The following is a 21,252-nucleotide window of genomic DNA, read 5'->3' as shown; positions in this document are numbered from 1 at the left end:
CGCCGCCGACCTCATCTTCATCGATCCCGATGCGCCGTGGATCGTCGATTCGGCCAGGATGGCGGCGGCGGCGGGCAATACTCCGTTCGACCGCATGCCGGTGCAGGGCCGCGCGCGCCGGATCATGAAGGGCGGCGTATTTCTGTAGGGATGGCATTGAAGGGTGGCAGTTTGGGGCCAGAAAGACGGCCCTTCTCCCCGACGGGGAGAAGGATACGCAGCCTTGGTGCCAAAGGCACCTAGGCTAAGTTGGATGAGGGGGCTCAACGCTGATGTCGCGCGATCCCTTGATGCCTCGACACCCTCACCCAGCTCCGACTAAGCAGCAAGCTGCCAAGTCTTCGCAGCCCTCTCCCTCAAGGGAGAGGGGTAAGCAGGCCGTCAAGTGACACCCCGCGCTCGAAACGCCCCATGCTAACGCGGAACCCCCTCCCCCTTCATGCGCTTGCCCTATGGAGCAGCAGGGGACGTCCATGACCGAGAAAATCGCGCAGCAGGTGCATGTCGATGCGCCGTGGAAAATTCCGCCACGGGCCTGGTGGGAAATATTGAAGCGCGTCTATGCGTCGCTCGGATCCAATAATGTCGGTCTGCTGGCCGCTGGCGTTGCCTATTATGCCTTTCTCTCGATCGCGCCGATGTTCGCCGCTGTCGTGCTGACCTATGGCCTGTTCGGCGACCCGGCGATGGTCGGGCGGCATATGCAGGCGATCATCGCCGTCGTGCCCACCGACGCCGCCCAACTCATCAACGACCAACTTCTGGGCGTCGTCAGTACCCCCAAGCCCGCGATCGGTTTCGGCCTGCTGACCGCCCTCGCCATCGCCGTCTATGGCGCGACGCGCGCGGCGTCGGCGGTGATGCAATCGCTCAACATCGTCTATGGCCAGCTTGAACGGCGCAATATTTTTGCCTTTTACCGCGTATCGCTAGGCATCACCTGTTCCGCCGTGCTGGTGGTGGTGGCGGGCGTGTTCACCGCGACGGTGATCGGCCTCATCCAGAAATTCCTGACCGACTGGGGTCCGGGCGTGCTGTTCGCGATCAAGGCCGCGACCTGGATTTGCGCGGGATTGCTCGCCAGCGTCATCTTCGGCCTCATCTACCGCTTCGGTCCCAATCGCCAGCAAGCGCAGTGGCAATGGCTGACGGTCGGGTCGGTCACGGCGACGCTGTTCTGGCTGCTCGTGACGCTGGGCGTGTCCTTCTACGTCTCGACCTTCGGCAATTATAATGAGACCTATGGATCGCTCGGCGCGGTCGTCGTGCTGCAGCTATGGCTGTTCGTTTCCGCTTACGTCGTATTGCTCGGCGCGCAGATCAATGCGGAAGCGGAGCGGCAGACCAGCGTCGATACCAGCGTTGCCGCGCCCGTAACGGATGCTGCATAATCCTGCTTGCCCTACCACCCATGCCACGCTAAAGCGCCCTCCTTCGCCGGCACAGGAGTGTAGCTCAGTTGGTAGAGCGTCGGTCTCCAAAACCGAATGCCGTGGGTTCGAGTCCCTCCACTCCTGCCAAGCGCCAAGTCCGCTAAACCTTGTAGTATCAGGGTTTCGCGACTAGGTGCGCAGGCGAACATGTGTCGCGAAGCATGCGGCCGCTTCCCCCGGACGTCCCATAGGACGGGAACGGGAGGGCGGACTGTTGCTTCGCGAATTGGCGTTGGTTTTGAAGATAGAGGCAGGCGATGGCGAAGGTATCCCCCGGCGAATTCGTCAATCAGGTGAAGACCGAAGCGTCGAAGATCGTGTGGCCTACCGGCCGCGAAACGATGATGACCGGCGTAATGGTCGTCATCATGACGACGCTGCTCGGCCTGTTCTTCTTCGGCATCGACACCTTCTTCGGCGCGATCGTCCAGTGGCTGCTGGGCCTTGCGGCGGGTCAGGCTTGAGCATGACAGCCTTGGTTTTTGGGAGTTTGACACGGTAACATGGCGCGCTGGTACATCATCCACGCCTATTCGGGCTTCGAGAACAAGGTCAAGGAGTCGATCCTGTCCGAAGCCGAGCGCATGGGCCTCACCCAATTGGTCGAACAGGTCGAAGTGCCCGTTGAAACCGTCACCGAAGTCAAGCGCGGCAAGAAGGTCCAGGTCGAACGCAAGTTCATGCCGGGCTATGTCCTCGCCAAGCTGGCGATGAACGACGACATTTATCACCTGGTCAAGAACACGCCCAAGGTCACCGGTTTCCTGGGGTCGATGGGCAAGCCGCAGGCGATCAGCGAGACCGAAGCTGCGCGCTATTTCGGGGCCCGCAAGGAAGCCGAAGCCGCACCCAAGCACAAGGTCAGCGTCGATTACGAAATCGGCGACAGCGTCAAGGTGCTGGACGGTCCCTTCGCCAGCTTCAACGGCGTGGTCGAGGAACTGGATTTCGAAAAGAACCGGGTCAAGGTGTCGGTGTCGATCTTCGGTCGCGCAACGCCCGTGGAACTGGATTTCGAACAGGTCGAACTGTCGAAGTAAGGATGTTTCCGTCACCCCGGACTTGATCCGGGGTCCATGCGCCTCAGCGCGGCAGAAGCAGGCCAGCGTAGAGCAAATGGATCCTGACTTTCGTCAGGATGACGTAAAAATGATGTGTCGTTTCGTCAGCTTTTGCTGGCATGACGATCAAAGAGATTTCCGGGCAACCGGGAATGGATGCGGGAGAAGGCCTAGCCTTCGTTTGGACCGCTAAACTTGAACCGGGCGCGCCTTTGGGTACGCCCAGCAACAGAGTGAGTGACAATGGCCAAGAAGATTACGGGCTACATCAAGCTCCAGGTGCCCGCTGGAGACGCCAAACCTGCACCGCCGATCGGCCCAGCACTGGGTCAGCGCGGCGTGAACATCATGGAATTCTGCAAGGCGTTCAACGCCCAGACCGCTGGCGTCGAAAAGGGTACGCCCCTGCCGACGATCATCACCGTCTATGCGGATCGCAGCTTCACCTTCACGATGAAGCAGCCGCCTGCCACCTTCCTCATCAAGAAGGCGATGAACCTCAAGTCGGGTTCGAAGGAACCGGGCAAGATCGTCGCTGGCAAGATCACCCGTGCGCAGCTGGCGGAAATCGCCCAGGCCAAGATGGTTGACCTGAACGCGAACGACATCGACGCTGCAACGAAGATCATCGAAGGCTCCGCTCGCGCGATGGGCCTCGACGTGGTGGAGGGCTGATTATCATGGCAAAGCTGACCAAGAAGGCGAAGGCCCTGGCCACCGCGGTTGACCGCGAGAAGCTGCACGGCGTTGACGAAGCCCTGGGCCTAATCAAGACCCATGCGACCGCCAAGTTCGACGAAAGCGTCGAAATCGCGATCAACCTGGGCGTTGACCCCCGTCATGCGGACCAGATGGTCCGTGGCGTCGTCACCCTGCCCGCAGGCACCGGCAAGGACGTTCGCGTCGCCGTGTTCGCCCGCAACGAAAAGGCACAAGCCGCGCTCGACGCCGGTGCCGACATCGTGGGTGCCGAAGACCTGCTGGAATCGATCCAGGCTGGCAACATCGATTTCCAGCGCGTCATCGCGACGCCGGACATGATGGGCCTGGTCGGTCGTCTGGGCAAGATCCTCGGTCCCAAGGGCCTGATGCCGAACCCCAAACTCGGCACCGTGACCCCGAACGTCGCAGAAGCCGTGAAGGCCGCCAAGGGTGGCCAGATCGAATTCCGCGTCGAAAAGGCTGGCATCATCCATGCGGGCCTCGGAAAGTCGAGCTTCACCGCCGAAGACCTGCGCAAGAATTTCGACGCCTTCGTCGATGCGATCGTCAAGGCCAAGCCGACCGGTTCGAAGGGCAAATATGTCCGCAAAATCGCCCTGTCGTCTTCGATGGGTCCGGGCGTGAAGGTCGATGTGGCAGAAGTCGCCGCCGTCTGATTTTCATGCTATAGACTAAGGATAAGCCTCTTTCCTCGAAATGGGGAAGGAGGCTTTCCTGTTTTCAATTGATCCTCCCCTGACCGGGAGGCGGCTGGCGGAAAGCCGGACGGAGAGATGCAACGCGAACGAAAGGGGCAAACCCCTTCGCTGCCAGTCATGCTGGCGGCTCCTGCCCTTGCCGGGTGGGAATGTGAAAATCAGGGTGTGTGGCCTATCACTCTGAACGTCTGCTTTAGCAGGCGTAAGGCACAGGTCTTACGAGTATCCGTCGGAAGAGGCGGGTCGCTTAACCGACGAGAAAAACTAGACATGGCATTTGATACCCTCCCCCCCATTCTCGCCCAGGCGCTGACGACCAAGGGTTATGAAACCCTGACCGAAGTGCAGGCATCCGTGATCGAACCCGAAGCGATTGGCCGCGACATGATCGTGTCGGCCAAGACCGGATCGGGTAAGACCGTCGCCTTCGGCCTCGCCATGGCGGGCGAATTGCTGAACGAAGAAGGCCGCCTGCCCCCACCGGCCTGGCCGCTGGCGCTGGTGATCGCGCCGACGCGCGAACTGGCGCTGCAGGTCAGCCGCGAGCTGGAATGGCTTTACGCCGGTGCCCGCGCACGCATCGCCACCTGCGTCGGTGGCATGGACGCAGCGCGCGAGCGCAAGGCGCTGGCCCAGGGCGCACATATTGTTGTCGGCACGCCCGGCCGTCTGCGCGATCATCTCGAACGTGGTGCGCTCGACCTGTCGGCGCTCAAGACCGCCGTGCTGGATGAAGCCGACGAAATGCTCGACATGGGCTTCCGCGAAGATCTGGAAGGTATCCTTGATGCCACACCCGATGGCCGCCGCACCCTGCTGTTTTCGGCGACGATGCCCAAGCCCATCGTGGCGCTGGCCCGCCGCTACCAGAAGGACGCGCTGCAGATCGCGACCACCTCGACCGAGCGTGGCCATGGCGACATCAGCTATCAGGCGATGACCGTCGCCCCGTCCGACATTGAAAATGCCGTGGTCAATCTGCTGCGCTTCCATGAGGCGGAAACGGCGATGCTGTTCTGCGCCACCCGCGACAATGTCCGCCATCTGCACGCCAGCCTGACCGAGCGGGGCTTTGCCGCCGTCGCGCTGTCGGGCGAGCATAGCCAGAATGAACGCAACCATGCGCTCCAGGCGTTGCGTGATCGCCGCGCCCGCGTCTGCGTCGCCACCGACGTCGCCGCGCGCGGTATCGATCTGCCGACGCTGACGCTCGTCGTCCATGTCGAAATCCCGCGCGATGCCGAAACCATGCAGCATCGGTCGGGCCGCACCGGTCGCGCTGGCAAGAAGGGCACCGCCGTCCTGATCGTCCCCTATCCGCGCCGTCGCCGGGTGGAAGGGATGCTCAAGGGCGCCAAGATCCCGGTCGAATGGACGTCCGCGCCCAGCAAGGAAGCCATTGCCGCGCAGGACGCCGAACGGCTGCGCACCCGCCTGCTCGAACCCATGGAACTCGAAGAGTCCGATTGGGCGCTGGGCGGCGAACTGCTTGAAGCCAAGAGCGCCAAGGAAATCGCGGCGATGCTGGTGCGCTCCGCGCGCGCTGCCCTGCCTGCGCCCGAAGAACTGCTCGACGGCAGCGACGCCCCGGCCCGCCGTGAAGGGCCACGCCCCGGTTTCGAGGATACCCAGTGGTTCCGCATGAATATCGGCCGTACGCAAAATGCCGATCCGCGCTGGATCTTGCCGCTGATCTGCCGTCGCGGCCATGTGTCGCGCGGCGACATCGGCGCGATCCGCATCACCGCCACTGACACGATGTTCGAAATCCCCAAGGCGATCTCGGCCAAATTCCTGGCCGCTGTCCGCCGCACGGGCGAAGCGGGTGACGAGGGCGCGGATGTGATGTTCGATCCCATCGATGGCGCACCGCGCGAGGAAGCCCGTGGCAACCGCAAGCAGTTGCGCCCCGCCAATGGCGATCGTCCCAACCGCAGCGGCCCGCCCCGTGGCGGTCCCGGTGCCGGGTCGCGCGGCGGTGCGTCGCCGCACAGCCCACGTCCCTTCAAGGGCGCTGGCGCCGGTGGCCCGCGCAAGGGTCCGCCGCGCAGCCGGGGCTAAATGTAGGATATTTCAACACCCGTTCGTGCTGAGTAGGGGCTGAGCGAAGTCGAAGTCCCGTATCGAAGCATCGCGCGCAATCCTTCGATACTTGAACGGGTGAACATGCCCCCGGCATGTTCAGAACCGTCCGGGGGACGGTTCGACCCGTTCAACTTCGACAGGCTCAGCGGCTACTCAGGACGAACGGTGTGGATGAAGGCCTGACACCCCTTAAAGACAGGTGGGAGCCATCGGGGCCGTCGGTCATTGCAGCACGCATGACCGACGGCCCTTTGCTTATTCCCGTGCTGGGCGACCAGCTCGACCCCGACATCGCTGCGCTGCGCCACGTTGATAAAACACGCAGCGTCGTGCTGATGATGGAGGTGGCCGACGAAACCACCTATGTCCGCCATCACAAGGCCAAGATCGCTTTCATCCTGTCCGCCATGCGCCATCATGCCGATCGGCTGCGCGGGCTGGGCTGGACGGTCGATTATGTAAAGCTGGACGACCCGGCCAATAGCGGCAGCTTCACCGGTGAAGTCGCCCGCGCCATCGACCGGCACAAGCCCGCCGCCATCCATGTGACCGAAGCCGGGGAATGGCGCGTCCGGGCGATGCTCGACAGTTGGGAGCTGCGCTTCGGGCTGCCCGTCACCATCCATGAGGATGACCGCTTCCTCTGCACCCATGCCGAATTCGATAGCTGGGCCGCCGCGCGCAAGCAGTTGCGGATGGAATTTTTCTACCGCGACATGCGGCGCAAGACCGGCCTGCTGATGACCGAGGATGGCCAGCCCGAAGGCGGCCAGTGGAATTACGACGCCGACAATCGCAAGCCACCACCCGCGCGCGACCTGCTGATGCCCCGCCCCATCCGTTTCCAGCCCGATACGATCACGCAGGATGTGCTGGCCATGGTCGCTGTGCGCTTCGCTGACCATATCGGCAGCCTCGACCATTTCCAGTTCGCGGTGACGCATGAGGAAGCGATGCGCCAGCAGCGCCATTTCCTCGATGAAGCGCTACCCCGCTTCGGCGATTATCAGGACGCGATGCTGACCGGCGAACCCTTCCTGTGGCACTCGATCCTCTCGCCCTATATCAACGCCGGGCTGCTCGATCCGCTGGCGCTGTGCCGCGCCGTCGAGGAACGCTATCGCGCGGGCAAGGTGCCGCTCAACGCCGCCGAAGGCTTCATCCGCCAGATTATCGGCTGGCGCGAATATGTGCGCGGTATCTACTGGCATGGGGGACCGGACTATGCGCAGCGCAATGCGCTGGGGGCGACCCGCGCCCTGCCCGGCTTCTATTGGACCGGGGACACGGACATGCATTGCCTGTCCCAGGCGATCGGCCAGACGATCGACCATGCCTATGCCCATCATATCCAGCGGCTGATGATCACCGGCAATTTCGCCCTGCTCGCCGGTGTCGATCCGCATCAGGTGCATGTCTGGTATCTGGAAGTCTATGCCGACGCCTATGAATGGGTCGAGCTGCCCAACACGCTCGGCATGAGCCAGTTCGCCGATGGCGGCCTGCTCGGTTCCAAACCCTATGCGTCGAGCGGCGCCTATATCAACCGCATGTCCAACTATTGCGGATCATGCCGCTATGATGTGAAGCAGCGCGTCGGCCAAGATGCCTGCCCCTTCAACGCGCTCTATTGGGATTTTATCGCCCGCAACCAGCGCAAGCTGGCGTCCAATCCCCGCATGGCCCTGCCCTATCGCAACTGGGACAAGATGCCGGAAGATGACCGTACCGCCATCCGGGAACAGGCGGCACGGTTCCTCGACTCAATGGACTAGCTCGCACCACACAGCGTCAACATCCGCCCGGCCAGTTCCCGCTCGCCCATGACGATATACCGCACGCCCAGCGTTTCGAGATGCGCGACTTCCGCATCCGAATGGGCGCGGGCGATCACCTCCAACTTGGGGTTGAGGTGGCGGGCATGTTCGTGGATCGCCCCGCCCTCAAACCCTTCGGGCACCGCGATCAGCAGGTGATGGGCCTCGGTAATCCCGGCGCTGCGCAGCGCCTTGTCCTCCAGCGCATTGCCGCGCACGACGGATAGCCCGGCCTCCTGTGCTTCTTCGACCTTCTCGGCATCATCCTCGATCACCGTGAAGGGCATCTGCCGCTCGGTCAGCCGATCGGCGATCAGCTTGCCGACCCGGCCATAGCCGACCAGGATGATATGCCCGATCGCGGGCCGCGCGGCCGCGACGCGCGCGGCCTCCGCCACGACTTCCTCCTGCTTGCGGCCGCGCACGGCCAGCGAGAAGAGGATGGGGTTGAGGAAGATCGACACGATCGCGCCCGCCAGGATCAGGTCGCGCGCATCGGCCGGAAGCACGCCAAGCCCTGTCCCAAGCGTCGCAAGGATGAAGGAAAATTCCCCGATCTGCGCCAGGCTGACCGCGATGGTCATCGCCGTGTCGCCCGGCTTGCCGAACAGGCGGACGATGGCATAGGCGGCGATCGACTTGCCCACGATGATGATCGCGACCGTCGCCAGCAATGGCAAAGGCTGTTCCCACAGCACAGCCGGATTGAACAACATGCCGACCGACACGAAGAACAGCACCGCAAACGCATCGCGCAGCGGCAGCGTCTCTTCGGTCGCTCGCCTGCTGAGCGGCGTTTCGCCCAAGATCATGCCCGCGAAGAAGGCACCCAGCGCGAAGGATACGTCGAACGCATAAGCCGCGCCGAACGCGACACCCAATGCGATCGCCAGAACCGCCAGCCGGAACAGCTCACGCGATCCGGTATGCACGACCCAATGCAGCGTCCAGGGAATGACCCGCCGCCCCACGATCATCATCAGCGCGACGAAGCCCGCCACCTTGAGCAGCGTGCCCACCAGCGGCGCGATCAGCGCGCCCGCCCCGGCCCCGGCCCCAGAGTCCGCGTCGCTTATGACGGCGGCAAGCGCCGGCAGCAGGACGAGCGCCAGCACCATCACCAGATCTTCGACGATCAGCCAGCCGACCGCGATCCGCCCGCGCCGCGTTTCGACCAGGTCAGCCCCTTGCAAGGCCCGCAGCAGCACCACCGTACTGGCGACCGACAGGGCAAGGCCAAAGACGATGCCGCCCATCAGAGGCCATCCCATGAGGGTGGACAGCCCCATGCCAAGGCCGGTCGCCACCGCAATCTGCACCAAAGCACCCGGAACGGCGATATGTTTGACCGACATCAGATCCTTAAACGAGAAATGCAGCCCCACGCCGAACATCAGCAGGATGACGCCGATTTCGGCGAGTTCATTGGCAAGGCCGCTATCCGCGACGAAACCGGGCGTGAAAGGGCCTACCATGATCCCGGCGACGAGATAGCCCACAAGGGGCGACATACGGAGCCTGTGGGCGATCGCGCCCATGATGAAGGCGACGACGAGGCCGGCGACGATGGTGCCGATCAGGGGCGTGTGATGGGGCATGCAAGCCTTTCGATGCGAATCATTCTATATCAGAAAGTCAAAGGATGGAGCAGGACCGCCAGCAGCAGGGCGGCCGCAGCCAGACCTGTCATGATAGCGGGCATGAACCACCAGGGCGGACGGCGACGCTTGCCGCCGGGCTCAGGCTTATCGGACATCTTCATGGTCCTCCTTTCGACGACGCCCGTCGAAACGGGCCATTCAAATCGTCAGAAGGCGGCAGGCGGGCCGCGCGCCCGGTGGGCGCTGGACAAGTAGAGTGAAGTCGCAGCAACCTGGTGCCATGAAAAGACAATTCGCTCGCGGCCTACGAAGACGATGAACGCCAGCGTAGCGAGAACGCAGAACAGAAGCACAGGCGGCGCGTCATCGCCATCCATGCGCGCGGCCTGCGCGACCTGTGGCGGCGTCGGTGCGCGCGCCTTGATCACCACATCGGTCGTTGCAGGGTTGAAGGCGGAGCCGGTCGGGCGACTGAGCGGCGGGCCGATGGGGGCCAGCGCAGAGAGGAGCGTCACCACGATCAGCATCCACAAGGCGACGGATAGGCTATAGCGGCTAAGCTGCCGATCGCCCTTTCCTGTCTCGCCTGTTATATGCCGCATCGCTCGCTTCGGTCCTTTCGCGGACAAGATAGGGCCTGTGCGAACCGAAAACCACCCCGGTTCCGCGCCGCCATCGGTTGACACCCGCGAGTCATTCCACTAACGGGCCACATTCCCGCGCGGGTCGGCAAGGCGTCATGTCTTTGGTGATTTGCGTAAAGCAGATTTGAACGAGAAGAGACAAGCCATGTTCGCTATCGTGCGCACAGGCGGCAAGCAGTATCGCGTCGCCGCCGGAGACAAGATCGTCGTCGAAAAGATGGCCGGTGAAGCCGGTGACAAGATTACGCTGGACGACGTCCTGCTGGCCGGTGAAGGCGGCGACCTCAAGGATGTGGCCGGTCTGACCGTCGCAGCCGAGATCATCGCGCAGGCGAAGGGCGAAAAGGTCATCGTCTTCAAGAAACGTCGCCGCCACAATTATCGCCGCAAGAACGGCCATCGTCAGCGCCACACGATCCTGCGCATCGTCGCAATCGGTGCCGAGGACAAGAAGGCCGCCAAGGCCGAGGCAAAGACCCAAGACGCAGCCCCGGCTGCTGCCGAAGCCTGATCGCTTCGCGCCTGATATTCTAGGAGTTTAGACAATGGCACATAAGAAAGCTGGCGGTTCGTCGCGCAACGGTCGTGATTCGGAATCGAAGCGCCTTGGCGTCAAGAAGTTCGGCGGTCAGGAAGTGATCGGCGGCAACATTATTATTCGTCAGCGCGGCACGCGCGTCTATCCCGGCCGTAATGTCGGCATGGGCAAGGACCACACGCTGTTCGCGCTGGGTGAAGGCCGCGTGGTATTCCACGCTGGCAAGCTCGGCCGCAAATATGTGTCGGTCGACGCGATGGCCGAAGCGGCAGAATAACGGACGACGAATGACGGGTCGTCCTTTTGAGGGGCGATCCTTTCGTGACGCGAACCTTTAGGTTCAAGTGACGATGTTCGAGGGATAAAGGGGCGCTCCTTCCATCAGAGGGGCGCCCTTTTTCCGTTGGGCGAAACCTCCTCTTAAATTCCCTCAACCCACTGGAACTCCACGCCTTCTCACGCGTCATGCAGGCGGGGAACATGCCAGACATCGACCGTCGTCAAGCCGTCATCATTGGCGGCTATGGGCACGCCCAAGAGGAGAGAGAAGAATGTTCGCCCGCACCCCCCGCCTGCTGCTGCGTCCAGGCTGGATGGAAGACGCGCCCGCGCTGGCTGATGCGATCAGTGATCCTGCCATCCTGCGCAACCTGACCCACGCGCCCGCTCCCTATGCTCTGGACGATGCGCAGGCCTTCCTGTCATTGCCCCATGATTCGCGCCTGCCGCGCCTGCTCGCCTTCACCCGCACGCGCGGCGCACCACGCCTGGTCGGCGGGTGCGATATTCATCTGGACGAGCATGGTACGCCGGAACTGGGCTATTGGATCGCGCGGCCCTATTGGGGACTTGGCTTTGCGACCGAAGCCGCCCGCGCCGTACTCAGCATGGCGCGCGCCCACGGCGTCCACGGCATCCGCGCGGCGCATTTCCTCGACAATCCCGCTTCGGGCAATGTCCTGCGCAAGATCGGCTTCCGCTTCACCGACCGGGTCGAGCAACGCTACAGCCTCGCCCGCCGGACGATGGTCGATTCGCTGCTGTTCGAAAAAGGCGAAACCCACGGCATGCACCCGGACCCAGCCATGGATCTCTATCGCGACGCCACGCAGGCGATGGCGGCCTGACAATGCGGGCGGGGGGAGGTTTTCCCCGCCCGTCATGCCGAGTGCGGCCGGTCGAACACCCGCGTCGGCATGTCACCTAGAAACGTATCGGCCAGCGCCACGAAACCCAGTTTCTCTGCGACCCTGATCGACGCGCCATGGTCCGGCGCGATGATGCAGCGAAGCGTAGGCGCATCGAGATGGGCGTCGGCCCAGCGCACCACCGCATCCATCGCTTCGCTGGCCACGCCCCTGCCCCACGCCTGCGGCTCCAGCACCCAGCCTGCCTCCGGCACGCCCTCCAATTCGGGCAGGCCGCGCTCGGCGCTCAGCAGCCCGCTCTCGCCCAGAAACGCGCCTGTCGCCCGATCCTCGATCACCCACATGCCATAACCCAGCAGCGACCACATGCCGGCATAGCGGAGCAGGCGAAACCACACCGCCTGAGCGTCCAGCGGCACGCCACCGACATGGCGCACGACCTGCGCGTCCGCCCACAGGGCGCGGCACGCCGCATAATCGGCGATGCCGTGCGGGCGTAGGATCAGGCGGTCGGTGTGGAGCGTGGGCGCATCGGTCATCGCCTGATAAGATCGCGCCCCACCCCGCCCGTCAAGCCGCGGACGGCAGCGGCCCGGTCATCCGCGCATCCGCATAGTCGCTGTCCACCAGCGCGATCAGGGCCCGGTCATCGACCGACCAGGGATGAAAGCCCGGCTTGAAATAGCTGAGCCACGGCCCCGCCACCCGGCGCAAGATGCCCGGGCGCACCAGCGCATAGCGCAACAACCCGCCCCAGGCGCGCACGCCCGTCACGCCATCCTGCCGCAACAGGTCCATCATCCCGCGCGCGCGATGATGCAGGAAATGTTTGGTGGCGATCAGCATCATCAGCGACCGCAGCCGCCAGCGCGCAAAGCCGCTCCATTCCCGCGTCGCATGGACCCATGTGTCATGCGCCACGCCCTTATGCTCGATCTCCTCGACCGCATGCCAGCGCCACAGCGCCGCAATCTCCGGGTCCGCGCCGTCGAGCAGGCGCGGGTCGCGCAACAGTTCATGCGCCAGGATCGCGGTGAAATGCTCCAGCGCCATGGTCGCCGCCAGGCTGACGATCGGCGGACGCCGCTTTGCCAGGTCCAGCACCCGCACCACATCGGCGTCGAGCCGCGACAGTTCATAGCCATGATCGGCCACCTGCCGGTTGAAGGCCAGATGTTCGCGGCTATGCACCACCTCCTGCTTGATGAAGGCCGCAATCTCGCCCGCCAGCCGGTCCGGCGCGCCATCGCGAAAGGCGCGGACACTCTCGATGAAATAGGCTTCGCCGCGCGGAAAGGTCACGGATAGGGCGTTGAAGAAAGCCGTGGCGATCGGATCGCCATTCAGCCAATGTCGGGCCGCAGCGCGGTCCCGGCCGAAACGGCGGTCGCGCGGCGTGATAGTGAGGTCGGTCGGGGTCATCTCGCACTCCTTACTTACATTGATGTAAATAAGAGTTACTGACACCTATGTCAATAAAACGTGTCCGCCTCAGCCCGGATGAAAGCCGCCTCGCCGCGCTGGAGGCCGCGCGCATCCTGCTGATCGAAGCTGGCCCCCAGGCCGTGACCCTGAAAGCCGTTGCCGCACAGATCGGCCGCACCCACGCCAATCTGCTCCACCATTTCGGATCGGCCGCTGGCCTGCACAAAGCGCTCGCCGCTTATCTTGGCGACACCATCACCGCCACCATCGGCGAGGCAGTAGACGCGGCCCGGCGCGGCAAGGTCAGCCCGCGCACCATCGTCGACATGACCTTCGACGCCTTCGACCGCGAAGGCGCAGGCGCGCTGGCCAGCTGGATGCTGGCGCTCGGCAATGAAGACGCGCTCGACCCGGTGGTGGAGGCGATCCACCGGCTGGTCGACAAGCTGACCGCCACCGCGCTGACCCCGCATCTCGCCGACCTCATCCGCGACAATACCCTGATGCTCGTGCTTCTGGCGCTGGGTGATTCGCAAATGGGTGGGCCGATGGCGGGTGCGCTGGGGCTTCCCCGTGAAAAGGCGCGCGAAATGGCCACGCGCAGCCTCACCTTTGCCCTGATGCAGGAGGCCGCGACGCTTGCCGCGCAGGCCGAGGTTTAACTTTTCGCGCGATGGCGCTATGGGCCGCCCATGCATTTTCTCGATCAAGCCAAAATCTTCATCAAATCCGGCTGGGGCGGCCCCGGCGCGGTCAGTTTCCGACGCGAAAAATATGAGGAATATGGCGGCCCCGACGGCGGCAACGGCGGCAAGGGTGGCGACATTATTTTCGAAGCGGTTCAGGGCCTCAACACCCTGATCGATTTTCGTTACACCCAGCACTTTAAGGCGCAGCGCGGCACGCCCGGCATGGGCAAGAATCGCTATGGCGCGGGCGGCAAGGATCTGATCATCCAGGTGCCGGTCGGCACCCAGATCCTGTCCGATCCCAAGCCGATCGAAGGCAGCGAAGACGAAGACGGCATCCCCGATTATGAGGATCAGGACATCCTCGCCGATTTCACCGAAGTCGGGCAGCGCGTCACTTTCCTGCGCGGCGGCGATGGCGGCCGTGGCAACATGTCCTACAAGACCAGCACCAACCGCGCCCCGCGTCAGCATGGCACGGGCTGGCCAGGCCAGGAAATGTGGGTGTGGCTGCGGCTCAAACTGCTGGCCGATGTCGGACTGGTGGGCATGCCCAATGCGGGCAAATCGACCCTGATCAACCAGGTGACCAATACTAAGGCGAAGGTCGGCGCCTATGCCTTCACCACCACCAAGCCGCAATTGGGCGTGGTGCTGCACAAGGATCGCGAATTCGTGCTGGCCGACATTCCCGGCCTGATCGCGGGTGCGGCCGAAGGCGTCGGCATTGGCGATCGGTTCCTGGGCCATATCGAACGCTGCCGCGTCTTGCTCCACCTGATCGACGCCACGGTCGATGATCCGGTCGAAGCGTTCCAGATCGTCAGCGACGAACTCGCTGCCTATGGCGAGGGGCTGGACGAAAAGCCGCAGATCGTCGCGCTTAACAAGGGTGACCTGTTGGGGCCGGAACTGATGGAAGACATTGCCGAGCAACTGCGCGATCAGGTCGGCGTGGAGGATGTGTTCATCATCTCCGGCGCGACCGGCGATGGCGTGGGCAAATTGCTCGACGCCATCCTGCCGATCCTGGGCGAAGCCCGCGCCGCCGCGCGGCAGGAGGCACAGGACGACGAAGACGGGACATGGTCGCCGCTATAAGCGACCTGCATGACACCCGTTCGCTTCGAGCGAAGTCGAGAAGCGGGTGCATGGCGGTTCTCGACTTCGCTCGAACCGAACGGACCATTTGCCAGTGACTCCCTCCCTCTCCGGCTTCCCCCCCGCCCTGATCCGCCGCCTGGTTATCAAGATCGGCTCGGCCCTGCTCGTCGATCCGGCGGGTAATGTGCGGATCGACTGGTTGCGCACGCTGGTCGCCGATGTCGCGGCGCGGACGCAGGCGGGGCAACAGATCATCATCGTGTCGTCCGGCGCGATCGCGCTGGGCGCGCGCCGCCTCAAATTGCCCAAGGGCGGGCGCGGCAGCCTGGAGGACGCGCAGGCTGCGGCTGCCACCGGGCAGATCGCCCTGTCGCAATGCTGGGCGAGCCTGCTCGACGAGCGCGGCATCACGGCCGCGCAAATGCTGGTGACGCTCGACGACCTCGAAAATCGCCGCCGCTATTTGAACGCCTCGGCAACGCTCGAACGGCTGATGGCCTTGCATGTCGTGCCGGTGGTCAATGAGAATGACAGCGTCGCCACCGCCGAAATCCGCTTTGGCGATAATGACCGGCTGGCGGCGCGTATCGGACAGGCGGCACGGGCTGACGCGGTTGTGCTGCTTTCCGATGTCGATGGGCTTTACACCGCCAACCCGCACGTCGATGCGAGCGCGATCTTGATCGAAACAATAGACCGCATCGACGCGCGAATCGCGGCCATGGCGACAAGCGGCTCCGCCTCCGGCATGGGATCAGGCGGCATGACGTCCAAGATCGAGGCCGCCCGCATCGCCACCGGCGCGGGCGCGCATCTCGCCATTATCTCCGGCAAGGTCGATGCGCCGCTGTCGCGCTGGACCCAGGGCGGCAAGGGCTCGATCTTCCTGGCGGCCCAAGGCAAAGGCGCACGCAAGGGCTGGCTCGCCGGCCGCCTCACCGTGCGCGGCCGCATCATCGTGGACGCGGGCGCGGAAACCGCGCTGTCGAAGGGCAACAGCCTGCTCCCCGCCGGTGTCGCCGGTGTCGAAGGCGTCTTTGCGCGCGGCGATGTGATCGATATCGTGGCGCAGGATGGCCGGGTGATTGCGCGCGGGCTGATCGAATATGATAGCGATGCGGCTGCCAAGATTGCGGGCCGCCGAAGCGAGGATATCGCCGCGCTGCTGGGCGAAATGCCGCGATCGGTGCTGGTCCACCGCGACCATATGGCGATGGTCTGACACCCATGTCCCTCCGCATTGCCATGACCGGCGCGACGGGTTTCGTCGGCGCTGAAACATTGGATCAGGCGCTGAGCGTCGGCCACCATGTTACCGCGCTGACCCGCCGGGCGCAGCCGCCCCGCGCGCGCCTCAAATGGGTGCCGGGCTCGCTCGACCAGGCGGCGGGCCTCGATACGCTGGTGCGCGACGCCGATGTCGTGATCCATATTGCAGGCGTGGTGAACGCACCCGATCGCGACAGCTTCGAAATGGGCAATGCGCGCGGCACGATGGCGGTGGTGGACGCCATGCGCAAACGCGGCGTCCGGCGGCTGATCCACATCTCCTCGCTCGCCGCGCGCGAGCCGGGCCTGTCCGATTATGGCTGGTCGAAGGATCTGGCCGAACGCCATGTGAGGGCCAGCGGCCTCGACTGGACCATCGTCCGTCCGCCCGCCATCTACGGCCCCAATGATCGCGAAATGCTCGAACTCTTCCGCATGGCCAAACGCGGCATCATGCTGCTGCCACCGGGCGGACGGCTGTCGGTGATCCATGTTGCCGATCTCGCCCAGCTATTGCTGGCGCTGGCCGACGATCGCGACCTCAGCCTTGCCCAGACCTACGAGCCGGATGACGGCACGCCTACCGGCTGGGACCATAAGGATTTCGGTGCCGCCATCGGTCGCGCGGTGGGCCGGTCGGTGCGGATCTTGGCGACTCCGGCCTGGCTGCTCGGCGTCGCCGCGCGCACGGATCGCCTGTTTCGCGGCAATGGGGCCAAGCTGACCCCCGACCGTGTCGATTATTTCTGTCACCCCGACTGGGTCGCCGCAGCTGACGCGCATGTTCCCAAGCAGCTATGGATGCCGCAAATCCCGACCGAAGAGGGATTGAAGGCGACGGCGCAGGCCTATCGCACCAAGGGCTGGCTCTAGGCGGCGCACATCGCCTCATTCCGTTCGGTTCGAGCGTGTCGAGAACGATGTTGTTCTCGACACGCTCGAACCGAACGGAATTTATGTGTTTGCAGCTGGCTTCTTCGCCCGCTGCTCCGCCAGAAATTCGCTGACCGCCTGCCCGCTGGCATTGAGCAGCGGGAAGGTCCGCGCATCCGATAGCCAGTCGGGACGCCGCGCGCCGCTGCCATACATGGTGTCGTAGACCAGACTGAACGCCAGGAAGGCCAGCGTCGCGCCGATCAGTCCCTTGACCGCGCCAAAGCCCCCGCCCAGCACCCGGTCGACCGGCCCCAGCACGGATTGCCGGGTGCGGCGGCCGATCGCATGGGCCACCATCTTGCCGACGCCGAAGGTGACGCCGAATACCAGCACCAGCGCTAATATGGCTGCGCCACTCGCCGTGCCGACAAAGGGTGTCAGCAGATCGGCCACAGAGGCATGGAACAGCCGGATGCAGAAGATCGCCAGCACCCACGCCATCAGCGACAGGGTTTCCAGCACGAACCCGCGCAGCAGGCCCAATATGGCGCTGCCACCAATCGCGAGCAGGACGATGATATCGACGGCGTTCATCGCCCGCGTGGCTATCCCCTGCCCAGCATCTGGTCAACCAGTTGCGCAAGCGTGCGAAAGCCGCTGACCGCTATCCCCTTCACCCCGTCGGTCGCCGACGCCGGGATGAAAGCGCGGTTGAACCCCAGCTTCGCCGCCTCGCGCAGCCGCAGCGGCGCATGCGCCACGGGGCGGATCTCGCTCGACAGCGCGATCTCGCCGAACAGCACGACGTCGGAGGGCAAGGGCTTTTCCGACAGCGCCGACACCAGGGCCGCTGCCACCGCCAGGTCCGCCGCCGGGTCCGACAGCCGATATCCGCCCGCGACGTTCAGATAAACTTCGCAGGTCGAGAAACTGAGACCACAGCGCGCCTCCAGCACCGCCAGCACCATCGCCAGTCGCCCATTATCCCATCCGACCACTGCGCGGCGCGGCGTCGCGCCGCTCGACAGCCGCACCACCAGCGCCTGGATCTCCACCAGAACCGGCCGCGTTCCTTCCAGTGCGGGGAACACCGTCGCGCCCGTCACCGTCTCGTCGCGATGCGTCAGGAACAACGCCGACGGGTTGGCGACTTCCTCCAGACCTTCGGACACCATCGCAAACACGCCGATTTCGTCAGTGCCGCCAAAGCGATTCTTGATCGCGCGCAGGATGCGATATTGGTGGCTGCGCTCGCCTTCGAACGCCAGCACCGTATCGACCATATGCTCCAGCACGCGCGGCCCGGCGATGCTGCCATCCTTGGTTACATGCCCGACCAAGATCAGCGCGGTGCCCCGCTGCTTGGCGAATTTGATCAATTCCTGCGACGAGGCGCGTACCTGGCTGACCGTCCCCGGCGCGCCTTCGATCAGGTCGCTGTGCATCGTCTGGATCGAATCGATCACCAGCAAGGCGGGCGGCTCGCCCTGGCTCAGCGTCGTCAAAATGTCGCGCACCGACGTCGCGCTCGCCAGCATCACCGGCGCATTGCCCAGCCCTAGCCGCTGCGCGCGCAAACGCACTTGGTCGGCCGCTTCCTCGCCGCTGATATAGGCCACCGACAGCCCGCGCGCCGCGACCCGCGCCGCCGCCTGCAGCAATAAGGTTGATTTGCCGATGCCCGGATCGCCGCCGATCAGCGTTGCCGATCCCGCCACGATGCCCCCGCCCAGCGCCCGGTCGAACTCGGCAATGCCGGTGCTGGTGCGCGGCGGCAATTCGACCTGCGTATCCAGCCCGACGAGCGTGATCGCCCGCCCGCCCGTGTGCAGGTCATGCCGCGCGGAAAAGGCGGTCTGTGGCGCTTCTTCGACGATGCTGTTCCATTCGCCGCAATCCTCGCACTGCCCCTGCCACCGGGCCGCGACGGTGCCGCATTGCTGACAGACGAATTTGCGCTTTGTCTTGGCCATGGCCCGGATATGCCGTCGAGGCGCGAACATTGCAAGAACATCCGTTCGCCACTGGAAACATGCCTGCGCCTTGGGCATTGGTGCGCCATGAAGACATTGCGCGTTGCCAGCTATAATATCCACAAGGCCGTCGGCACCGACCGCCGTCGTATGCCGGAGCGGGTGCTGGAGGTGCTGGGCGAGATCGACGCCGACATCGTCGCCTTGCAGGAGGCCGACATGCGCTTCGGCGTCCGCTCCGCCGCCATTCCACCCCGACTGCTTGATAGCCATAGCGACTATAAGCCCGTGCCGCTCGATGTGCAGGCCGATTCGATGGGCTGGCATGGCAATGCCATCCTCGTGCGCAAGACGGCGCAGATCAGCGCGCACGACGTCCTCCACATCCCCTATCTGGAACCGCGCGGCGCAACCATGGCGCAAGTCACCATGGACGGCACCACGGTCCGGGTGTTCGGCATGCATCTCGACCTGTCGGGCCTGTGGCGCAGGCGGCAGGCGGCAGCCGTCATCAACGCCGCGGCGCAGGGCGAGGCCATGCCCACCATCTTGATGGGCGACCTCAACGAATGGAGTGCGGGTCGCGGCTGCCTCGCCGACTTTGCCCGCCATTACAGCTTCGCGCCGTGCGGACGCAGCTTCCATGCCCGTGCGCCTGTTGCCCAGCTCGACCGGATCATGCATTGCGATCGCCTGACCCTGGTCGAGTGCGGCGTCCATATGAGCGCGGCGGCGCGCAAAGCGTCCGACCATCTGCCGATCTGGGCCGAATTCCGCCTTTGATCGGCCCCTCGACAATATCCTCTCCCTCTGCGATCCATGCAGCATGAAGGAGCGGGAACTCAGGCTAGCGCTGGTCTGCTATGGCGGCATCAGCCTGGCGATCTACATGCATGGCATCACCAAGGAAGTGTGGCGGCTCGCCCGCGCCAGCCGCGCTTTTCACGACGGCGCGCCTGCCTCCACCGGCAGCGAAGCCATCTATCGGCAGATGTTGGAAGAGATAGAGGCCAAGGCCAGCATCCGCCTGCGCGTCATGCCCGACATCATCGCGGGGGCCAGCGCGGGGGGCATCAACGGTATCTTCCTTGCTCAGGCGATCGAGACCGGCCAGTCGCTCGATCCGCTGACCGACATGTGGCTCGACAATGCCGATGTCGATCGGCTGCTTGACCCCGACGCCCGCCCCGCCCGCGCGCTCACCAAATTCTGGGCCACCCCGCTCGTTTGGATGGCCGCCCGCCGCCCCGGCGACGCGATCGAACGCACCGTCGCCCCCGACACGCGCGAGGAAGTGCGCCACAAACTCTCCCGCTTCATCCGCTCGCGCTGGTTCGAACCGCCCTTTGGCGGAGAGATTTTCTCTGGAATGCTGATGGATGCCTTCGACGCGATGGCGGCGGCGGAGCGCGGCCCGCCTTTGCTCCCGGCCGGGCATCCGCTCGACCTGTTCGTCACAGTCACCGATTTCGAGGGCCATCCGCAAAGCCTCAACCTCAACAGCCCGCCCCAGGTGATCGAGACCGAACATCGCCTGTCGATCGGCTTTCGCGCGCGCGGCCGGGCACCCAATGGCGACCCGCGGGCCTTCGCCGATGCCGCCGAGCTGGTCTTCGCCGCGCGGGCCACCGCCAGCTTTCCCGGTGCCTTCCCGCCCTTCACCGTGCGCGAACTCGACCGGGTGCTCAAACGCCGCCATCGCGCCTGGCCGACGCGCGACGCCTTCCTCCACCGCGCCTTGCCCCGCCATGCAGCGCGCGGGACGGCGGAGGACGCCGTGCTGATCGACGGATCGGTGCTGGCCAACGCCCCCTTCGCCCAGGCGATCGGCGCGCTGCGCAACCGCCCCTCCCGCCGGGAAGTCGATCGCCGCTTCGTCTATATCGATCCCAAGCCCGGTCACCGCTCGATCCGGCTCAACCGCCATGGCGACGCGGAAGATACGCCGACCGGTGCTGACGCCCCCCTGCCCGGCTTTTTCCGCACCATTTTCGGCGCGCTGTCCGACATTCCGCGCGAACAGCCGATTCGCGACAATCTGGAAGTGATCGACCGCCATTCGGCGCATATCCGCCGTATGCGCCGCATTCTCGACACGCTGCGTCCCGGCATGGAGGCGGAGGTCGAAAGCGCGATCGGGCGCATGCTCTTCCTCGATCGCCCCACGC

23 protein-coding genes, 1 tRNA gene and 1 pseudogene are annotated in these 21,252 nt (G+C 64.5%); 18 read left to right on the top strand and 7 right to left on the bottom strand.

All coding sequences use genetic code 11. The features are described 5' to 3' along the window. From IL54_RS23825 to IL54_RS01245, 9 genes and pseudogenes are all read left to right on the top strand, one after another. A pseudogene (locus tag IL54_RS23825) lies at positions 1 to 148 on the top strand (dihydroorotase); the annotation flags it as partial. A gap of 325 nt (positions 149 to 473) precedes the next feature. Next, positions 474 to 1,391: a YihY/virulence factor BrkB family protein gene (locus tag IL54_RS01280; RefSeq protein ID WP_037472333.1), complete on the top strand. Its 918-nt coding sequence runs from the start codon at positions 474 to 476 to the stop codon at positions 1,389 to 1,391. 53 nt (positions 1,392 to 1,444) lie between these two features. Then, positions 1,445 to 1,520: transfer RNA gene (locus IL54_RS01275), tRNA-Trp, on the top strand. 170 nt (positions 1,521 to 1,690) lie between these two features. Continuing rightward, on the top strand, positions 1,691 to 1,897 hold the full coding sequence (gene secE, locus IL54_RS01270; protein WP_037472331.1) for a preprotein translocase subunit SecE: 207 nt from the start codon (positions 1,691 to 1,693) through the stop codon (positions 1,895 to 1,897). Between the two features lie 39 nt (positions 1,898 to 1,936). Then, positions 1,937 to 2,473 carry a transcription termination/antitermination protein NusG gene (gene nusG / locus IL54_RS01265; RefSeq protein WP_037472329.1) on the top strand — a complete coding sequence of 179 codons (537 nt, stop codon included), beginning with the start codon at positions 1,937 to 1,939 and terminating at the stop codon, positions 2,471 to 2,473. Positions 2,474 to 2,737: 264 nt separating this feature from the next. Continuing rightward, on the top strand, positions 2,738 to 3,169 hold the full coding sequence (gene rplK / locus IL54_RS01260; protein WP_037472327.1) for a 50S ribosomal protein L11: 432 nt from the start codon (positions 2,738 to 2,740) through the stop codon (positions 3,167 to 3,169). Between the two features lie 5 nt (positions 3,170 to 3,174). After that, positions 3,175 to 3,873 carry a 50S ribosomal protein L1 gene (gene rplA, locus IL54_RS01255; protein ID WP_037472325.1) on the top strand — a complete coding sequence of 233 codons (699 nt, stop codon included), beginning with the start codon at positions 3,175 to 3,177 and terminating at the stop codon, positions 3,871 to 3,873. Between the two features lie 312 nt (positions 3,874 to 4,185). Beyond that, positions 4,186 to 5,976, top strand: a complete 1,791-nt coding sequence (locus IL54_RS01250; protein WP_037472324.1) for a DEAD/DEAH box helicase — start codon at positions 4,186 to 4,188, stop codon at positions 5,974 to 5,976. Positions 5,977 to 6,236: 260 nt separating this feature from the next. Continuing rightward, entirely contained in the window at positions 6,237 to 7,775 is a 1,539-nt protein-coding gene (locus tag IL54_RS01245; RefSeq protein WP_037472323.1) for a cryptochrome/photolyase family protein, read from the top strand. On the opposite strand, the gene ybaL is transcribed toward IL54_RS01245, so the two are convergent. The 3 genes from ybaL to IL54_RS24740 are packed head-to-tail and all read right to left on the bottom strand — an operon-like array spanning position 7,772 to position 10,020. Beyond that, on the bottom strand, positions 7,772 to 9,415 hold the full coding sequence (gene ybaL / locus IL54_RS01240) for a YbaL family putative K(+) efflux transporter (protein WP_037472322.1): 1,644 nt from the start codon (positions 9,413 to 9,415) through the stop codon (positions 7,772 to 7,774). The genes IL54_RS01245 and ybaL overlap by 4 nt on opposite strands. Before the next feature lie 29 nt (positions 9,416 to 9,444). Continuing rightward, entirely contained in the window at positions 9,445 to 9,579 is a 135-nt protein-coding gene (locus tag IL54_RS25635; protein WP_272945494.1) for a hypothetical protein, read from the bottom strand. A gap of 45 nt (positions 9,580 to 9,624) precedes the next feature. After that, a complete protein-coding gene (locus IL54_RS24740) occupies positions 9,625 to 10,020 on the bottom strand; it encodes a hypothetical protein (RefSeq protein ID WP_037472319.1) in 396 nt (131 codons plus the stop codon). A 187-nt stretch (positions 10,021 to 10,207) separates the two neighbouring features. Between IL54_RS24740 and rplU the strand changes: the two genes are divergently transcribed. The 3 genes from rplU (at position 10,208) to IL54_RS01220 (ending at position 11,727) form a co-directional block, all read left to right on the top strand. Beyond that, complete coding sequence (gene rplU, locus IL54_RS01230; protein ID WP_037472318.1) at positions 10,208 to 10,573, top strand: 50S ribosomal protein L21; 366 nt, start codon at positions 10,208 to 10,210, stop codon at positions 10,571 to 10,573. A gap of 34 nt (positions 10,574 to 10,607) precedes the next feature. Then, positions 10,608 to 10,877 (top strand): 50S ribosomal protein L27, encoded by a 270-nt coding sequence (rpmA, locus tag IL54_RS01225; protein WP_037472317.1) that lies wholly within the window; start codon positions 10,608 to 10,610, stop codon positions 10,875 to 10,877. A 274-nt stretch (positions 10,878 to 11,151) separates the two neighbouring features. Beyond that, the gene (locus IL54_RS01220; RefSeq protein ID WP_037472316.1) at positions 11,152 to 11,727 is read left to right on the top strand and encodes a GNAT family N-acetyltransferase; all 576 of its coding nucleotides are present in this window, start codon (positions 11,152 to 11,154) and stop codon (positions 11,725 to 11,727) included. 32 nt (positions 11,728 to 11,759) lie between these two features. Here the strand turns inward: IL54_RS01220 and IL54_RS01215 are convergent, their stop codons facing one another. Together IL54_RS01215 and IL54_RS01210 are read right to left on the bottom strand one after the other, a co-directional pair. Next, on the bottom strand, positions 11,760 to 12,287 hold the full coding sequence (locus IL54_RS01215) for a GNAT family N-acetyltransferase (protein ID WP_037472315.1): 528 nt from the start codon (positions 12,285 to 12,287) through the stop codon (positions 11,760 to 11,762). Between the two features lie 31 nt (positions 12,288 to 12,318). Then, a complete protein-coding gene (locus IL54_RS01210; protein ID WP_037472314.1) occupies positions 12,319 to 13,170 on the bottom strand; it encodes a metal-dependent hydrolase in 852 nt (283 codons plus the stop codon). Positions 13,171 to 13,217: 47 nt separating this feature from the next. Between IL54_RS01210 and IL54_RS01205 the strand changes: the two genes are divergently transcribed. The 4 genes from IL54_RS01205 to IL54_RS01190 all read left to right on the top strand — a co-directional run bounded on the left by IL54_RS01205 (position 13,218) and on the right by IL54_RS01190 (position 17,108). After that, positions 13,218 to 13,835 carry a TetR/AcrR family transcriptional regulator gene (locus tag IL54_RS01205; protein WP_052027499.1) on the top strand — a complete coding sequence of 206 codons (618 nt, stop codon included), beginning with the start codon at positions 13,218 to 13,220 and terminating at the stop codon, positions 13,833 to 13,835. A gap of 30 nt (positions 13,836 to 13,865) precedes the next feature. Continuing rightward, complete coding sequence (obgE, locus tag IL54_RS01200) at positions 13,866 to 14,963, top strand: GTPase ObgE (protein WP_037472313.1); 1,098 nt, start codon at positions 13,866 to 13,868, stop codon at positions 14,961 to 14,963. A 94-nt stretch (positions 14,964 to 15,057) separates the two neighbouring features. Continuing rightward, positions 15,058 to 16,188, top strand: a complete 1,131-nt coding sequence (gene proB / locus IL54_RS01195) for a glutamate 5-kinase (RefSeq protein WP_037472312.1) — start codon at positions 15,058 to 15,060, stop codon at positions 16,186 to 16,188. A 5-nt stretch (positions 16,189 to 16,193) separates the two neighbouring features. Further along, positions 16,194 to 17,108: an SDR family oxidoreductase gene (locus IL54_RS01190; protein ID WP_037472311.1), complete on the top strand. Its 915-nt coding sequence runs from the start codon at positions 16,194 to 16,196 to the stop codon at positions 17,106 to 17,108. Between the two features lie 81 nt (positions 17,109 to 17,189). Here the strand turns inward: IL54_RS01190 and IL54_RS01185 are convergent, their stop codons facing one another. Next, positions 17,190 to 17,705 (bottom strand): CvpA family protein, encoded by a 516-nt coding sequence (locus tag IL54_RS01185; RefSeq protein WP_037472309.1) that lies wholly within the window; start codon positions 17,703 to 17,705, stop codon positions 17,190 to 17,192. Between the two features lie 11 nt (positions 17,706 to 17,716). Continuing rightward, positions 17,717 to 19,084 (bottom strand): DNA repair protein RadA, encoded by a 1,368-nt coding sequence (gene radA, locus IL54_RS01180; protein ID WP_037472307.1) that lies wholly within the window; start codon positions 19,082 to 19,084, stop codon positions 17,717 to 17,719. A gap of 87 nt (positions 19,085 to 19,171) precedes the next feature. Here radA and IL54_RS01175 point away from each other — a divergent pair, with 87 nt between their 5' ends. Together IL54_RS01175 and IL54_RS01170 are read left to right on the top strand one after the other, a co-directional pair. Next, the gene (locus IL54_RS01175) at positions 19,172 to 19,867 is read left to right on the top strand and encodes an endonuclease/exonuclease/phosphatase family protein (RefSeq protein WP_052027498.1); all 696 of its coding nucleotides are present in this window, start codon (positions 19,172 to 19,174) and stop codon (positions 19,865 to 19,867) included. A 43-nt stretch (positions 19,868 to 19,910) separates the two neighbouring features. Next, positions 19,911 to 21,252: patatin-like protein (locus tag IL54_RS01170; RefSeq protein WP_037472537.1), on the top strand; the 1,342-nt coding region annotated here is incomplete at its 3' end.

Origin of the sequence: Sphingobium sp. ba1 (assembly GCF_000743655.1) — a bacterium.
In the GTDB taxonomy this organism is placed as follows: Bacteria; Pseudomonadota; Alphaproteobacteria; order Sphingomonadales; family Sphingomonadaceae; genus Sphingobium.
This window is presented reverse-complemented; position numbering and strand designations above follow the sequence as displayed.

Coding starts and splice junctions, on each gene's coding strand:
- IL54_RS01190 (WP_037472311.1), top strand. CDS start 16,194: ATGTCCCTCCGCATTGCCATGACCGGCGCGACGGGTTTCGTCGGCGCT.
- IL54_RS01205 (WP_052027499.1), top strand. CDS start 13,218: ATGTCAATAAAACGTGTCCGCCTCAGCCCGGATGAAAGCCGCCTCGCC.
- IL54_RS01175 (WP_052027498.1), top strand. CDS start 19,172: ATGAAGACATTGCGCGTTGCCAGCTATAATATCCACAAGGCCGTCGGC.
- IL54_RS01250 (WP_037472324.1), top strand. CDS start 4,186: ATGGCATTTGATACCCTCCCCCCCATTCTCGCCCAGGCGCTGACGACC.
- radA (WP_037472307.1), bottom strand. CDS start 19,084: ATGGCCAAGACAAAGCGCAAATTCGTCTGTCAGCAATGCGGCACCGTC.
- IL54_RS01280 (WP_037472333.1), top strand. CDS start 474: ATGACCGAGAAAATCGCGCAGCAGGTGCATGTCGATGCGCCGTGGAAA.
- nusG (WP_037472329.1), top strand. CDS start 1,937: ATGGCGCGCTGGTACATCATCCACGCCTATTCGGGCTTCGAGAACAAG.
- rplU (WP_037472318.1), top strand. CDS start 10,208: ATGTTCGCTATCGTGCGCACAGGCGGCAAGCAGTATCGCGTCGCCGCC.
- IL54_RS01215 (WP_037472315.1), bottom strand. CDS start 12,287: ATGACCGATGCGCCCACGCTCCACACCGACCGCCTGATCCTACGCCCG.
- IL54_RS25635 (WP_272945494.1), bottom strand. CDS start 9,579: ATGAAGATGTCCGATAAGCCTGAGCCCGGCGGCAAGCGTCGCCGTCCG.
- IL54_RS01185 (WP_037472309.1), bottom strand. CDS start 17,705: ATGAACGCCGTCGATATCATCGTCCTGCTCGCGATTGGTGGCAGCGCC.
- ybaL (WP_037472322.1), bottom strand. CDS start 9,415: ATGCCCCATCACACGCCCCTGATCGGCACCATCGTCGCCGGCCTCGTC.
- secE (WP_037472331.1), top strand. CDS start 1,691: ATGGCGAAGGTATCCCCCGGCGAATTCGTCAATCAGGTGAAGACCGAA.
- rplK (WP_037472327.1), top strand. CDS start 2,738: ATGGCCAAGAAGATTACGGGCTACATCAAGCTCCAGGTGCCCGCTGGA.
- IL54_RS01220 (WP_037472316.1), top strand. CDS start 11,152: ATGTTCGCCCGCACCCCCCGCCTGCTGCTGCGTCCAGGCTGGATGGAA.
- obgE (WP_037472313.1), top strand. CDS start 13,866: ATGCATTTTCTCGATCAAGCCAAAATCTTCATCAAATCCGGCTGGGGC.
- rpmA (WP_037472317.1), top strand. CDS start 10,608: ATGGCACATAAGAAAGCTGGCGGTTCGTCGCGCAACGGTCGTGATTCG.
- rplA (WP_037472325.1), top strand. CDS start 3,175: ATGGCAAAGCTGACCAAGAAGGCGAAGGCCCTGGCCACCGCGGTTGAC.
- IL54_RS01245 (WP_037472323.1), top strand. CDS start 6,237: ATGACCGACGGCCCTTTGCTTATTCCCGTGCTGGGCGACCAGCTCGAC.
- IL54_RS01210 (WP_037472314.1), bottom strand. CDS start 13,170: ATGACCCCGACCGACCTCACTATCACGCCGCGCGACCGCCGTTTCGGC.
- IL54_RS24740 (WP_037472319.1), bottom strand. CDS start 10,020: ATGCGGCATATAACAGGCGAGACAGGAAAGGGCGATCGGCAGCTTAGC.